14 protein-coding genes and 1 pseudogene are annotated in these 12,267 nt (G+C 70.6%); 8 read left to right on the forward strand and 7 right to left on the reverse strand.

Annotation, left to right across the window (positions count from 1 at the left end):
- Positions 1-101: 101 nt before the first annotated feature.
- From OHB56_RS03200 to OHB56_RS03225, 6 genes and pseudogenes are all read right to left on the reverse strand, one after another.
- Positions 102-977, reverse strand: coding sequence for a glutathione S-transferase family protein (locus OHB56_RS03200; protein ID WP_326756622.1), 876 nt, complete (start codon positions 975-977; stop codon positions 102-104).
- Positions 978-1,117: 140 nt separating this feature from the next.
- Complete coding sequence (locus OHB56_RS03205) at positions 1,118-1,240, reverse strand: putative leader peptide (protein WP_326756621.1); 123 nt, start codon at positions 1,238-1,240, stop codon at positions 1,118-1,120.
- A 164-nt stretch (positions 1,241-1,404) separates the two neighbouring features.
- Positions 1,405-2,388 carry an ABC transporter substrate-binding protein gene (locus tag OHB56_RS03210; RefSeq protein ID WP_326756620.1) on the reverse strand — a complete coding sequence of 328 codons (984 nt, stop codon included), beginning with the start codon at positions 2,386-2,388 and terminating at the stop codon, positions 1,405-1,407.
- 110 nt (positions 2,389-2,498) lie between these two features.
- Positions 2,499-3,299 carry an amino acid ABC transporter ATP-binding protein gene (locus tag OHB56_RS03215; RefSeq protein ID WP_406351511.1) on the reverse strand — a complete coding sequence of 267 codons (801 nt, stop codon included), beginning with the start codon at positions 3,297-3,299 and terminating at the stop codon, positions 2,499-2,501.
- On the reverse strand, positions 3,296-4,327 hold the full coding sequence (locus OHB56_RS03220; protein ID WP_406351513.1) for an amino acid ABC transporter permease: 1,032 nt from the start codon (positions 4,325-4,327) through the stop codon (positions 3,296-3,298). Before OHB56_RS03220 ends, OHB56_RS03215 begins: the two co-directional genes overlap by 4 nt.
- Before the next feature lie 21 nt (positions 4,328-4,348).
- Positions 4,349-4,900 (reverse strand): annotated as a pseudogene (locus OHB56_RS03225) (transporter substrate-binding domain-containing protein); the annotation flags it as partial.
- Between the two features lie 853 nt (positions 4,901-5,753).
- Here OHB56_RS03225 and OHB56_RS03230 point away from each other — a divergent pair.
- The 5 genes from OHB56_RS03230 to OHB56_RS03250 all read left to right on the forward strand — a co-directional run bounded on the left by OHB56_RS03230 (position 5,754) and on the right by OHB56_RS03250 (position 10,112).
- Positions 5,754-7,013, forward strand: coding sequence for an acyl-CoA dehydrogenase family protein (locus OHB56_RS03230; protein ID WP_406358902.1), 1,260 nt, complete (start codon positions 5,754-5,756; stop codon positions 7,011-7,013).
- 52 nt (positions 7,014-7,065) lie between these two features.
- A complete protein-coding gene (locus OHB56_RS03235) occupies positions 7,066-7,524 on the forward strand; it encodes an RrF2 family transcriptional regulator (protein ID WP_406351514.1) in 459 nt (152 codons plus the stop codon).
- 135 nt (positions 7,525-7,659) lie between these two features.
- Entirely contained in the window at positions 7,660-7,857 is a 198-nt protein-coding gene (locus OHB56_RS03240) for a hypothetical protein (protein WP_141666134.1), read from the forward strand.
- Between the two features lie 218 nt (positions 7,858-8,075).
- A complete protein-coding gene (locus OHB56_RS03245; protein ID WP_406351516.1) occupies positions 8,076-9,182 on the forward strand; it encodes an aliphatic sulfonate ABC transporter substrate-binding protein in 1,107 nt (368 codons plus the stop codon).
- A gap of 153 nt (positions 9,183-9,335) precedes the next feature.
- Positions 9,336-10,112, forward strand: coding sequence for a YqjF family protein (locus OHB56_RS03250; protein WP_406351518.1), 777 nt, complete (start codon positions 9,336-9,338; stop codon positions 10,110-10,112).
- A gap of 78 nt (positions 10,113-10,190) precedes the next feature.
- On the opposite strand, the gene OHB56_RS03255 is transcribed toward OHB56_RS03250, so the two are convergent.
- On the reverse strand, positions 10,191-10,391 hold the full coding sequence (locus tag OHB56_RS03255; RefSeq protein WP_326756612.1) for a type II toxin-antitoxin system VapB family antitoxin: 201 nt from the start codon (positions 10,389-10,391) through the stop codon (positions 10,191-10,193).
- A 376-nt stretch (positions 10,392-10,767) separates the two neighbouring features.
- Between OHB56_RS03255 and OHB56_RS03260 the strand changes: the two genes are divergently transcribed.
- The 3 genes from OHB56_RS03260 (at position 10,768) to OHB56_RS03270 (ending at position 12,129) form a co-directional block, all read left to right on the forward strand.
- Positions 10,768-11,094, forward strand: a complete 327-nt coding sequence (locus OHB56_RS03260; protein ID WP_406351520.1) for a hypothetical protein — start codon at positions 10,768-10,770, stop codon at positions 11,092-11,094.
- Between the two features lie 311 nt (positions 11,095-11,405).
- Positions 11,406-11,807: a hypothetical protein gene (locus tag OHB56_RS03265; RefSeq protein ID WP_406358904.1), complete on the forward strand. Its 402-nt coding sequence runs from the start codon at positions 11,406-11,408 to the stop codon at positions 11,805-11,807.
- A gap of 88 nt (positions 11,808-11,895) precedes the next feature.
- The gene (locus tag OHB56_RS03270; protein ID WP_406351522.1) at positions 11,896-12,129 is read left to right on the forward strand and encodes a hypothetical protein; all 234 of its coding nucleotides are present in this window, start codon (positions 11,896-11,898) and stop codon (positions 12,127-12,129) included.
- The last annotated feature ends 138 nt before the right edge of the window (positions 12,130-12,267 follow it).

A 12,267-nucleotide genomic window follows, 5' to 3' on the forward strand; every position in this document is an offset into this window, starting at 1 on the left:
CGTCGTCGAGGTCGATGGGGTGGGCCAAGGGAACGGAGTCCTCTCGGGTACGGCAGTCTGGCGCGGACGCCGGGGCGGCCGGGGTCCGCGGCCGGACGGGGTCAAGGGCCGGCGGTGTACGCGCCCGAAAGGGCACGGTCGGGCCAGGTGACGATCGGCACGGCGGTTCCGGTGGCCGCCGGGGCACGGCAGTGGGCGTGGTGGCGGCGGGCGATGGCGTCGACGTCGAGGTGGCCGCCGAAGGCCGGGTGGCCGGCCAGCCGGCGGGCGTAGGTCCACAGGGTCTCGTACGCGGCGATGTCCCGTACGGCCTCGGCGTCGAGGTGGTGACGGTGCACGGTGTCGAGCTGGACCAGGGTGACCCACAGCTCCACGTCCGCCACGGTGATCCGGTCGCGGATCATGTGGTCGCGGTCGACGAGCCAGCTGTTCAGTGAGCCCAGCGTGCGCAGCAGGGTGCCGAGCGCCTCGGCGGGGTCGCCCGCGGCCGACCCCGCGGAGCGTGCCGCCTCGTCGATGCCCTGGGCACACATGCGCTCCACGGCCTCGAGCTCCGACTCCGCGCCGCACGGGTACGCCGCGGAGCGGCCGCCGTCGAACCGCCGGGCCAGGTCGCGAGCGATGTCGGGGGCGTGGGTGCTCACGATCCTCCCCGACCAGTCGTCGCTGAGCACCGGTGCCAGGGCCGGTCCGGTGTAGCGGTGGGCACTGGCGTCGTACAGCGGGGACAGCTCGGTGTACCCGCCGTCCGGGAGGTCGGGGACGGCGGGCAGGACGGTGACCGCGCAGGCGTCGTCGAGGCCGAGCAGGGTGTGCGTGATGGCGATGCGCAGACAGGCGGGGTCGGCGGTGGACAGGTGGAGGCGGTAGCGGCGCGGCACGGCGTAGTGACCGCTGCGCGCGTCCCGGCCGATCCGGCCCCGGAAGGCGGAGGCGGACGGCGCGGGCGTGTGCGTGGCGGGCGAGATGACGGACATGGCTCTCCCCAGGGCAGGCGCGCGGACGGGGCGCGGAGGAAACGTCGTCTGTGCAGGGGCGCGTGGCACACCGGCACGGCGACGGGCGGGGGCCCGTGAGTGCGGAGCGGTGGGGTGTGGACGCGCGGAGGCGAGGCCGGCTAGGCGAAGGATCCGATGGCGCTGCAGACGCGCAGCAGATCGATGTGACGGCGGGAGGTCAGAAGAAGCGACCGTCGGGGCGCGCGGCTCACTCGGCTGGTGACCGGTTCGAGGCGCCCCATGCTTCCCTACCTGTTCACTAGGAATCCTTCATCGAGTGTCGAGCCGGCCGCGCTCCGCGTCAAGAGGCGTCCACAGGGTGACCACGGCACCCTGTGGACACCCTGAGCCGGGCGCCCTGGGTCTGCCGGGGAGCGCGGAGTGCGTCCGGGTGCCCGTCCGGCGCCTACTTGTTGGTCGTGGGCAGGCCGGCCGGGTTGATCTCGGAGTCGGTCACCGCCTCGTCGGTCAGCCCCCAGCGTTCCAGCACCTCGGCGTACGTACCGTTGTCGATGATCTCGTCGATCGCGCCGGCGAGCGCGTCGACCAGGCCGCTGTCCTTCTTCGTGGTGGCCGCGATGAGGCCCTGGAGGGTGGCGCCGCCACCGGAGTACGAGCCGACGACCTCGGTCCTGCCGGTGGTGGCCGCGTAATAGGCGGAGGTCGGGCTGGGACCGAGGTAGAGGTCGATGCGGCCGGACTGGAGCGCGAGATGCATGTCGCTGTCGTTCTGGTAGTACTTGATGTCCACCGGCTCCCGGCCGGCCTTCTCGTTGTCCTTGCTCCACTCGATCAGCAGCTTCTCCTGGTTGGTGCCGCTGCTCACGGCGACGGTCCTGCCCGCCACGTCCTCGGCCCCGGCGATCTTCAGGCCGCTGTTCTTCTTCGCCTCGAACGCCAGGTTGTCCTCGCGGTAGGTGGCGAAGTCGTACTTCTCCTTGCGTTCCTCGGTGACGGTGATGTTGCTGAAGCCGACGTCGTACTTGGCGCTGTCCAGGCCGACGAAGATGTTCTCCCAGGAGACGGGGTTCAGCCGCAGTTCGAGGCCGAGGACGTCGGCGACCAGCGAGGCGATGTCCGGCTCGACGCCGATGACGGTCTTGTTGTCGGTGGCGTGGAAGGTCAACGGCGCTGCGGATCCGGAGGAGTTGACGACCTCCAGCGTGCCTCTGCCGCGGATCTCCTCCGGCACCTGTGCGGCGATGGAGTCCACCTTTCGGGTGGTGACGCGGTTCTGGTCCGGGCTCAGGTTGATCTTCGTGAGGGCGCCGGACGTCTGCTTCACCTCGGTGGTCCCGCCGTCCGAGGGATTGCCGCAGGCGGCGAGGCCGACGAGGACGGCGGTGAGTCCCAGCGCGGCGGCGGTGCGGCGGACGGGCGAGGCGGTCATGGGCGTACTCCTTGGGTGCGGGACGGAGAGAAGAAGACGAAGGAAGAGAAGAAGGGAAGGGAAGGGAAGGAGGAGACGAGAAGGGGAAAGGGGAGGCCGGATGCGGCGGGTCAGAGGACCTTGGAGAGGAAGGCCCGGGTGCGCTCGTGCCGCGGAGCGTCCAGCACGGCCGCGGGCGACCCCTGCTCCACGACGACCCCGCCGTCCATGAACACCACGGTGTCGGCGACCTCGCGGGCGAAGCCGATCTCGTGGGTCACCACGATCATGGTGGTTCCGGTGCGGGCCAGGTCCTTGATGACGTCGAGGACCTCACCGACGAGTTCCGGGTCGAGCGCCGAGGTGGGTTCGTCGAACAACAGCACCTTCGGTTCGAGGGCGAGCGCGCGGGCGATGGCCACCCGCTGCTGCTGGCCGCCGGACAGTTGCCGCGGATAGGCGTCGGCCTTGTCGTCGAGCCCGACCCGCGCGAGCAGCCGCCGGGCCGTGGCCTCGGCCTCCCTGCGCGAGCGGCGCAGCGCGGAGACCGGTGCCTCGACGAGGTTCTCCAGCACGGTCAGGTGCGGGAAGAGGTTGAAGTTCTGGAAGACGAACCCGATACCGGTCCGCTGTTTGAGGACGTCCTTCTCCTTGAGCTCGTACAGCTTTCCGCCCGAGCTGCGGTAGCCGACGAGTTCGCCGTCGATGGCGATCCAGCCCTGGCCGGCCTTCTCCAGATGGTTGATGGTGCGCAGGAGCGTGGACTTCCCGGAGCCGGACGGGCCGAGGATCACGGTGACCTCGCCCGTGCGTACCCGGAGGTCGACGCCGCGCAGCACCTCCAGCGGGCCGAAGCTCTTGTGGACGCCGTGGACGTCCACCATGACCTGACGCGTCACCGGGTCCGTCGGCTCGCTCGTCACCGCACTCATCGGCTGCCTCCCAGGGGCTTCGGTGGTACGACGGGCTGTTCGCGCTGTGCCGCGGCCGCGCGCAGGGTGCGGATCAGGCGGCGGGCGCGCTGGAGCGGGGTGGGCGGCGGAGTGCGGTCGGCGCCCCGCGCGTAGTGCCGTTCCACGTAGTACTGCGCGGCCGACAGCAGCGAGGTCAGCACCACGTACCAGGCGGTGGCGACCAGCAGCAGGGGGATCACCCGGCCGTTGCGGCCGTAGATCACCTGTACCTGGTAGAACAGCTCGCCGATGGACATGACGTAGACGACCGAGGTGCCCTTGAGCAGGCCGATGATCTCGTTGCCGGCCGTGGGCAGGATGGCGCGCATCGCCTGCGGCAGCACGATCCGCCGGATCTGGCGCAGCCGCGGGATGCCCAGGGCGGCCGCGGCCTCCAGCTGTCCCGGGTCGACGGAGACGACTCCACCCCGGACGATCTCGGCGGCGTAGGCGGCCTGATGCAGTGTCAGCCCGATGACGGCGGCACCGATGGTGCCGATCAGGCTGTTGCTGTCGACGGACCAGAACACCGGTCCGAAGGGGACACCGACGCCCAACTCCTTGTACAGAGCGCTGAGATTGAACCAGAACACCAGCTGGACGATCATCGGGATCGACCGGAAGATCCAGATGTAGGTCCAGGCGACGGTCTGCAGCAGCGGGCTGCGGGACAGTCGCATGAAGGCGAGGACGGTCCCCAGGAGGAAACCCAGCACCGTGGCGTAGGCGGTGAGCTGGAGGGTGACCCACACCGCCTGGACGATGGTCTCCGAGAGGACGTAGTCACCGAAGACGGCCCATTCCCAGACGGGATTGGTGGCCATCCCGTGCACGAACTGCGCGACCAGGACGGCCACGGCGACGGTCGCGGTCCACCGGGCGTAGTGGCGTGCGGGGACGACCTTCAACGAGCCCGGATCGTCCGGGGCGGGTGCGGCCGAGGGGCGGCCGCGGCCCGGGGAGGACGCGCCGGGCGGTGCGGCGGTGGATTCGGTGGGGAGTCCCATCGTGGCGTTCCTGCTCACTCGTCAGGTGTGTTCGGGCGGGTTGATCCGCGAGGTCCCGATCGCGGAGGCGTCGGTGCCCCACTTCTTCAGGATCCGGAGGTAAGTGCCGTTCTCGATCAGCTCGTTGACGGCGGCCTGGAACGCCTTGGTGAGCGGGGAGCCCTTCTTGAAGGCGAAGCCGACGTCGAGCCGGTGGAACTCACCGAGGAACGTGGTCCGCGACGCGGGCTGGGCCGCCTGGTGGCGCAGACCGTTGATCGTCGACATGATCACGTCGATACGACCCTGCTGGAGCGCGGTGAGGGTCGCCGCGTTCTCCGCGTAGACCTTCACGTCGTACGGCTTCCGGCCGGCCTCGGCACACCGGCCCTTCTGCGCGGCGAGGGTCGCCTCGAAGGTGGTGCCGGCACCGGTGCCGATGGTCAGCCCGCACAACTGGAGGAGGTCGGTGACCCTTTTCCCGAGGGCCTTGTTGCCCTTGGCCACGGCGAAGCCCTGGCCGTCGTTGATGTAGGTGACGAAGTCGACGGTCTTCAGACGCTCGCCGGTCACGCCGAAGTTGCCGGTGCCGTCGTTGGTGGCTGCGATGCCAAGGAACTCCACGGGCATGGGAAAGGGCCTTTCCTCGGGTTCCGGGACGCCGCCGGCCTGCATGGAAACGGTGCTGAGGCGGCTCGGGGCGGTATGAAGGCGGCGGGGAAGCAGCAGGGGACGGTGGGGAGGAGCGCACGGAATCCGGGGGGGCAGCCGCCATCCGCGCAGCCGGGTCCGGCGGCGCTCCGGTGTACTGGGTGCCGGGGTGGGCCGAGCAGGTGTGACGACGTCGGGCATGAGCCGGGACCGGGGTGGAACGGGGCGGCGGCAGCGCGTGTCAGGTCCGGCGGGACCGGCCGTCACCGAACTCAGGGTGTGGCGTCGGGTCTTCTCGACGCCCGCTGACGGCGGTTCCGCGCGGAAGGGGATCCGGCCCCACGACGGGAGCGCCGGGGAAGGGACAGGCCGGTCGGACGGCCCGCTGCCGCGTCAGACGCAACACTGGGCGGACCACACACGACCGAAGTCGATGTGGTCGCGAGTCACCAAGTGCTGCGCGGCGTTCATGCGACCCATTGAGCAGTACATCGCGCTTCTCGTCAACTGCCTCCCGGACAGCGGACCGTCGCCGTGCCGCTGTCGAACATGGTTGACACGGCTGGGCGTTGGAAACCTACGATCGACGGGCCGTGTTGGACGGCACTGGACGCCCGGAGCGCGCCCGGGGGCCGGCGTGACCGATAACCGATTCCCCTTCCCCACTTTCCCTATCGATTTACTAGGGAAGTGTTGACGAGGCACGGCGCGGGTGCACAGGATGAGGAGCGGAATCCAGGTTCCGCACCGCGTGCCTGCGCCGCGCCGAGCGGCCGACCTCGAGGAGACCACCGCCATGGGCGTTGCCCCCGCGCCGGCCGGCCCCGTCCAGGACCTCGACCGGCACTCCTTCGGCCGGCAGGACTCCGACCGGACCGGGCCGGACCGCGCGCACTGGCTGCGCGTCGCCCGCGAGACGGCGGACGACCTGGCCACCGACGCGGCGGCCAGGGAACAGGCGGGCAAGGCCCCCGTCGACGAGGTGTCCCGGCTGCGCGAGGCGGGACTGCTGGCCCTGCTGGTGCCGGCCCGGTTCGGCGGCGGAGGCGCGGACTGGCGTACGGCCTACGCCGTCGTCCGGGAGGTAGCCGCTGCCGACGGCGCGATCGGCCAGTTGCTCGGCTCGCACTACTTCCTGTCGTGGAGCGCCCGGTTCTTCACCGATCCGGCCCGTGCCGCGCGGATCGAGCGGCGGTCGGCGGCGGAGCAGTGGTGCTGGGGCGGCGGTTTCGCCCACCAGGAGCCCCCGCTGACACTGACCGGGAAGGCCGGCGGGCAGGTGCTGGACGGCCGGCAGAGCTTCGCCGCCGGGGTCCTGGTCGCCGACCGGCTCGCCGTGCGCGCCGTCCGGGCCGACACCGGTGAACCACTGGCCGTCACGGTCGACCCGGCCCTGCCCGGCGTGAGGGTCGACGGGGAGGCGGACACCTTCGGCCAGCGGCTGGCGGCCGGCGGGTCCATGGAGTTCGACGCCGTTCCGGTCACCGCCGACGACGTCCTCGGTTCCCTGTCCGCGGACGAGGACGTCCTGTCGCCCCTGACGGCGCTGGCGTCCCCGGTCAGCCGCCTCCTCTCCGTGCAGCTCCGGCTCGGTCTGGCCGAGGGCGTGCTCGCCGAGGCCCGCGAGTACAGCAGGTCGGGGCAGTGGCCCTGGCATTCCGCCTGGCCCGCCGAACCGCCCCGGGATCCGCAGACGCTCACCGCGTTCGGGGAACTCACCGTCCTCACCCGTTCCGCGGCCGCGCTCACGGACCAGGCGGTGGACGCCTTACTGACGGGGCTGGAGCGCGGAGAAGGGCTCGCCTACGGCGAGTACGCGGAGATCTCCGTCCTCGTGGCGATGGCGGAAGCCGCCGCGTCCAGGGCCGCGCAGGAGTCCACGTCCCGCGCCCTCGACATCATCGGCGCCCGCTCCGTGTCCGCACGGCTGGGCTTCGACCGGTTCTGGCGCAACGCCAGGGCCCACACCCTGTACGAGCCGGTCTCCCACCGGCTGCGCGACATCGGCGACTACTTCCTCAACGGCGCGTACCCGCCGTTCGTCCTGCCGGCCTGATCGTCCGGGGCCCGCGCCGGACACCGGCCGCGGCGTGCGGGATACTACGGACATGCGGATCTCAGCCAGGGCGGACTACGCGGTACGGGCCGCGCTGCAGCTCGCCGCCTCACGGGACGACGCTCCCCTCAAGACCGAGGCCATCGCCGGCGCCCAGGACATTCCGCACAAGTTCCTCGAAGGCATCCTGAACGACATGCGCCGGGGCGGTCTCGTCCTCAGCCGGCGCGGCGGCAACGGCGGGTACCGGCTCGCCAGGCCGGCCGAGTCCATCAGCATCGCCGATGTCATACGTGTCGTGGACGGGCCGCTGGTCTCGGTGCGCGGGGTCCGCCCACCGGACCTGTCCTACTCCGGGCCGGCCCAGTCGCTGCTGCCCCTGTGGATCGCGTTGCGGTCCAATGTGCGCGAGATCCTCGAGGGTGTGTCGCTGGCCGACGTCGCCGCGGCCGAACTGCCCGCCGACGTCGCGGCGTTGACCGACGTCCCGGACGCCTGGATGAACCCCTGAAACACCGGCCGACCGGCCGAATATCAGATCGCGGGATGACTCCATCCAGCATATGAACACCCCCTTGGGGCGGGCGTCGTCTTCTGCCACGATCCCTAGCAACCAGGTAGGAAACCTAGGGATCAGGGGGTGGTCATGGCCGTACGTACGCTCGACCGTGCGGCTCGCCCGCTGCCCCGCCTGACCTCGCGCCGCCACATCGACTTCGGCCGCACGTCGAGCGCCATCTGTCGTCGCTCCGCGCCCCAGCACTCCCCCTCCGGGCAGCCCGACTTCGGGCCGTCGGATTCCGGACGGTCCGTCAGCGGACCGTCCGCCTCCCGGCACGCCTGAGGCGACCCGCTCACGGGGCGCGCGGGCTCTGCGCAGCTCACCGCTGCGCTCCTGCCCGCCCCGGCCCCGCCCGGCGGCCCTCCCGTCCGTCCGCGCCGTACGTCCTGCCCGGCCGTGAGCCAGGGCCCGGCGCCCGGCCACCCGTCGATGCGCTCCGGCCGGCCCGCCGCCGCACCCTGCCATTTCCGTCTTCTCACCCTTCCTGAAAGGACACCTCCGTGTCTGCCGCCAGACCGCTCACCCTCCTGCGCGCCATCGCCGTCGCCGCGACGTTGCCTCTCCTGCTCACCGCGTGCGGCTACGGCTCCGAGTCCACCGACGACGGCAAGCAGTCCGAGGTCGCGGCGGACGCCGAGAAGCTGTCCGTCGACGAGGTGAAGCTCGGCTACTTCCCGAATCTCACCCACGCCAACGCGCTGGTGGGTATCGAGGAGGGCCTGCTGCAGAAGGAGCTCGGCGCCACCAGGATCAAGTCGGCGACCTTCAACGCCGGACCGTCCGAGATCGAGGCGCTGAACGCCGGCTCCATCGACATCGGCTGGATCGGCCCCTCCCCCTCCATCAACGGATTCGCCAAGTCTCAGGGCAAGAACCTGCGCATCATCAGCGGTTCCGCCTCCGGCGGCGTGAAGCTGGTGGTGAACCCGGACAGGATCAAGTCCGAGGACGACCTCAAGGGCAAGAAGATCGCGACCCCGCAGCTCGGCAACACCCAGGACGTCGCGTTCCTCAACTGGATCGCGGAGAAGGGCTGGAAGGTCAACGCGCAGAGCGGCAAGGGCGCCGTCTCCGTCGTCCGCACCGACAACAAGGTGGCACCCGACGCCTACAAGTCCGGTTCGATCGACGGCGCCTGGGTCCCGGAGCCGACGGCGTCCAGGCTGGTCGCGGAGGGCGCCGAGGTGCTGCTCGACGAGGCCGACCTGTGGCCGGACAAGAAGTTCGTGATCACGAACATCATCGTGTCGCAGAAGTTCCTCAAGGAGCACCCGGACGTCGTCGAGGCCGTGCTGCGCGGTTCGGTGAAGACCAACGACTGGATCAAGGCCAACCCCGACAAGGCCAAGGCGTCCGCGAACAAGGCCCTCGAGGAGCTGTCCGGCAAGGCCCTGCCCAAGGACGTCCTCGACCCGGCCTGGGAATCCATCACCTTCCTGGACGACCCGCTGGCCTCCACGCTCGACTCGCAGGCGCGGCACGCGGTGAAGGCCGGCCTGCTGGAGCAGCCCACTCTGGACGGCATCTACGACCTGACACCGCTGAACAAGGTGCTCGAGGCCGAGGGCAAGGAAGAGGTGGACGACGCGGGCCTCGGCGTGAAGTGACAACCGCGCCCCGATCCGGGTGAGTTCGCAGGAGCGGCGGCCGTCACCACGGCCGCCACTCCTGCGTGCTTCGTACGACGTGTGTAGTGAGCCGGCCGCACGCCTCGTGCCCCCGGCAGCGGGCCCTTCCCGAGCACTTGGGACACTGCTGCGATGCCGCCGGCCCCGCCCCCGCCCTCGGGGTTCCCGGAACCCATAACCGCCGACCCGCCCCAAGCGATCGCACGGCCGCTGCTCACCCAGTCGTGGCTCGACCTGACCTTCCTCCACTGGGCCGTGGACCCGGCCGACGTGGCCCCGCTGCTGCCGCCCGGCACCGTGCCCGACACCCTGGACGGCGTCACCTACGTCGGGCTGGTCGCCTTCCGGATGCACCGGGTCGGATGGCTGCGCCTCCCCGGTCTTCCCTACCTCGGCACCTTCCCCGAGACCAACGTCCGTCTCTACTCGGTGGACGAACACGGGCGCCGGGGCGTGGTGTTCCTCTCCCTGGACGCCTCCCGCCTGCTGCCCGTGACGGTCGCCCGGATCGGCTTCCGGATGCCCTACCTCTGGTCCCGTATGGCCGTCCGGCACAGCGGCGACACCGTCACGTACACCAGCTCCCGGCGCCGGCCCGGTCCTCGCGGCGCCCACAGCCGCATCACCGTGCGGGTCGGCGAGCGGATCGGGGAACCCACCGGGCTGGAGCACTTCCTGACCGCCCGCTGGGGCCTGCACGGCGCCTTCTTCGGCCGGTCGACGTACCTGCCCAACACCCACCCCCGCTGGTCCCTGCACCGCGCCGAGGTGGTCGAGTGCGAGGAGGACCTGGTGACGGCGGCGGGCCTGCCGAAGCCGGTGGGCGGCCCCGTGAGCGTCCTCCACTCGCCGGGCGTCCCCGCCCGCTTCGGACGCCCCGCCCGCCCGGCGGGCATCCGGCCCCCTTGACCTGCCGACGGGCCGAAGCCCGGCGCACCGCGAGGAGTTCCGGTGGTGCGGGCCCCCGCCCGGGGCCCGCACCCGGGCTCAGCCCTGCGGCTCCTGCGGCTTGACGTCCGTCTCGCGCAGGTTCCGGTCCGTGAGTTCGGTACGTTCCTCCGTCCGGTGACCGCGGGCGATGTAGTCCCGCACCACGACCTCGACGGCGTCCTGGGGCGACCCGACTCCGGCCAGGACCATGACTTCCACGACGAGTTCGGCGTCGAGTGTGACGGTGACCTTGGCCATGGCGCTCTCCTGACGGCGTCGGGCACTGCGTGGCCCGGATCACCGAACTTTACAAGGCGGGCCTCGTCGCCGTACGCGCGGACGCACGACTCCCTGTGCGCTCCCCGCCCTTCGGGGCATGCACGCGTCGCTCCTCCCGGTGTTCATTCGGTCTTTCCCGAGGTCTTCCCTCCTGCGTACTACGGGAGTTGAACTGTAGGCACGTGATCCGCAGTGGCCTCGGAAATCGCACGGACACCGTTGTCGCACCCATCGAGAGCAGAGGCGTTCCCGCCCTGTGGAAGTCGATGTTCGAGCACCCGGGCATCGGTCCGCGCGGCACCCCGGCCCGTGACGACAGCCTGCCGAACGGCAGCGGACGGCGCACGAGGCGCACATGGCGAAGGCGCCCGCCGAGACCGCGTACCACACCGACTACCAGGGGGTGCGGTTCCTCTCCCTCAGCGCCGGCACGGGTGACGCGCGCCGGCTGATGACCCCGGACGACCTGCCAGCGTGCACGGAGAACTGCCCCGATCCCGGGAAACTCTGGCTGGACGTGCAGGGCCGCCAGCTGGACGCGGCCGTCGAGGACAACCCGGGCAAGTGGGCGGTGGCGGTCTTCCACCAGCCGGTCTTCTCCGGTGCCGAGGGCCGCGACGAGAAGGCGGTGCGCGACGCCTGGCTCCCCGTGTTCCAGAGCAGCGGCATCGACCGGTGCTGACGGGCCACGACCACGTGTACGCCCGCGGGTTCGCCGACGAGGACGCCACCGGCACGCCCGGCGTGACGACCGGGCCCGTCTGCACGGTGCCCGTCTCGGGGCCGAAGTACGACGAACTCGCCCCGAGGACGACACCGTGTGGACCCGCAACGGTGCGACGCAGGCAGTCCGCGCCGGTCACACCTCCACGTTCCAGGGCATCAGGGCCACGCAGGACCACGGGGCCGAGACTGGTAGACCCGCATGTTCAGGAGTCGCTTATTCGCCGTAGCCCGTCGGCCGATCGTCACCCTGTGTCGGTGCTCTGCGGCATGATGACCGGCGTGAACACCGAGATGCTGATAAACGTCTGGCAGCGGCTTCTCACCGACCCTCGCAAGTCGTGGGTGCTGTTCGAGCATGGCACTTGTGTCGTGCTGACCGCTCCGGAAGGGAAGCTTGCTGAACAGGCCACCGACCTCCTGAAGAAGTTCGGCCCTGCGCATGCCGGATCTTCGGCAGGAGACTTTGGGGTGATCGACCTCAAGGACGCCGAGGGATGGGTCGTCACCGGGCATCACAACGACGTTCTTACCTATGTCGGCCCTGATGAGCCTCAGGATCAGTCGAAGATCGCTGTCGGGCTGTTCGGACGTTCCAAGCGCCACCGGGACGGCACCGAGCTTCACGTCGTCCACGTTGAGGACGAACGAGGCTCAGCGAACCCAGCGTGAGTACCGCGCTTCATCGCTGGTGGTCGCCGGGGGCGTATCGACTCCATGTTCCTCCGGCTCCGGTGACCGGGCGGGTGGCTGTCCTGTCGTGAGAGCCGAGCGCCTTCGCGATGACGGGAGCCGGGGCCTGGAGGACGACCTGACCTGGATCCGTCACGGGTCGGATCTGCGGGTCCTCAACGGGCAGGTACCGCCCTGGCCGGAGGCGCAGGAAGCCAGGGAAACCGGCACCGCCCTGGCAGAACACTTCAACGTGCCCTTCCACTTCGCCGGCCCGCACCAGCCCGACGACGAGGCACCCCGCTGGCGGACCACCCTCTGACATACCGCGTCCCGGTCGTCGTCACTGTGTACGTGATCTTGTACTTCGCTCTGCGGATGAGCCCGTACCCCGACAGTCGGTGCCGACGGCTCGGACGGTGCGGGGAAGAGCCGCGGTCATGCCGAGATGATGTCAAGA

It is taken from the genome of Streptomyces sp. NBC_01635 (assembly GCF_045209715.1).
In the GTDB taxonomy this organism is placed as follows: domain Bacteria; phylum Actinomycetota; class Actinomycetes; order Streptomycetales; family Streptomycetaceae; genus Streptomyces; species Streptomyces hirsutus.

Coding starts and splice junctions, on each gene's coding strand:
- OHB56_RS03200 (WP_326756622.1), bottom strand. CDS start 977: ATGTCCGTCATCTCGCCCGCCACGCACACGCCCGCGCCGTCCGCCTCC.
- OHB56_RS03205 (WP_326756621.1), bottom strand. CDS start 1,240: ATGGGGCGCCTCGAACCGGTCACCAGCCGAGTGAGCCGCGCGCCCCGA.
- OHB56_RS03210 (WP_326756620.1), bottom strand. CDS start 2,388: ATGACCGCCTCGCCCGTCCGCCGCACCGCCGCCGCGCTGGGACTCACC.
- OHB56_RS03215 (WP_406351511.1), bottom strand. CDS start 3,299: ATGAGTGCGGTGACGAGCGAGCCGACGGACCCGGTGACGCGTCAGGTC.
- OHB56_RS03220 (WP_406351513.1), bottom strand. CDS start 4,327: ATGGGACTCCCCACCGAATCCACCGCCGCACCGCCCGGCGCGTCCTCC.
- OHB56_RS03230 (WP_406358902.1), top strand. CDS start 5,754: ATGGGCGTTGCCCCCGCGCCGGCCGGCCCCGTCCAGGACCTCGACCGG.
- OHB56_RS03235 (WP_406351514.1), top strand. CDS start 7,066: ATGCGGATCTCAGCCAGGGCGGACTACGCGGTACGGGCCGCGCTGCAG.
- OHB56_RS03240 (WP_141666134.1), top strand. CDS start 7,660: ATGGCCGTACGTACGCTCGACCGTGCGGCTCGCCCGCTGCCCCGCCTG.
- OHB56_RS03250 (WP_406351518.1), top strand. CDS start 9,336: ATGCCGCCGGCCCCGCCCCCGCCCTCGGGGTTCCCGGAACCCATAACC.
- OHB56_RS03255 (WP_326756612.1), bottom strand. CDS start 10,391: ATGGCCAAGGTCACCGTCACACTCGACGCCGAACTCGTCGTGGAAGTC.
- OHB56_RS03260 (WP_406351520.1), top strand. CDS start 10,768: ATGGCGAAGGCGCCCGCCGAGACCGCGTACCACACCGACTACCAGGGG.
- OHB56_RS03265 (WP_406358904.1), top strand. CDS start 11,406: ATGATGACCGGCGTGAACACCGAGATGCTGATAAACGTCTGGCAGCGG.